We start from the raw sequence: 972 nt of genomic DNA on the forward strand, positions 1-972 counted from the left end.
TGACAGGGTGCCCAAGGCTCCGCTGTCTGGGTCCTGTCATCGCTCAGTCACTATTTAGTTGTGCTGCCACTGCACCCTGCTAAGGCAGCTCAAAGCAGCGGGGACTAACCCCAAGCCCCCCACCCGGTCCCCGCTGCTCATTTACCGTCGCAATGACGTCAAGGCCCGCGTGACCACCTACAACATCGCAGCACACGCCAGTACCCGGCATGATCGTCAAGGCTTTCCGGTGCCGTTGCGGCTCAACGCGCTGCGTTCACGGCGGAATTCGTGCAGGGAGAGATTCGCGCGGTAGGCGCACTGGACGGGCGCGCATAATCGCCGACGCAAACCTCACCACAGAAACAATCCACCTCGATCACGAAATCCCAAACATCGTCCTCAAAACGAGCATTCCTCTCGACCTGCTGATCGGAACCTACCGAACAAGCAAATTGCGAGCGCCTTGCTTTAGGATTGCCAGGCGCTTCGGCAGGCATTTGCAGACCATCGATTGCGATAAGCGCTCCTTCTGGCGATGCCACTTAGGTTATGATGAATTGCAAAAAGCTCAGACTGTTTGGCTGGCCATCGATTCCGGCCGACTGCTCGGCCATTAATTTCACATAATTTCACATTCCAAACAGAGACGAAAGTTGGCCCAGCGCTTACGGCCGAAACGCTCGCTTAGGCAGTTGGATGCACCGTAACGGGGGCGAAGCTTCCGCGCCGATTCCAAATCCTTTGCTCTTCGGCCGTCCCCTCGTCCGTCTTGACTAGTACGAGCCCACAGCCTATTTCAGCGCCACGTTAGCACTCTCCACCGGCGAGTGCTAACCACGCTCCGGCAACGGAGAACCTTTCAACCTCCGCACCAGGGATATCCAAAATGGCAAAGTCGAATTTCCGGCCGCTGCATGACCGCGTGGTCGTACGCCGGGTTGAATCCGAATCCAAGACTGCCGGCGGGATCATCATCCCCGACACGGCGAA

Annotated in this window: 1 pseudogene; it reads left to right on the forward strand. The window is 57.5% G+C overall.

What is annotated here, in order from left to right:
• Positions 1 to 868 precede the first annotated feature (868 nt).
• Positions 869 to 972 (forward strand): annotated as a pseudogene (locus AC0L18_RS32340) (co-chaperone GroES); the annotation flags it as partial.

It is taken from the genome of Mesorhizobium sp. WSM4819 (assembly GCF_055811215.1).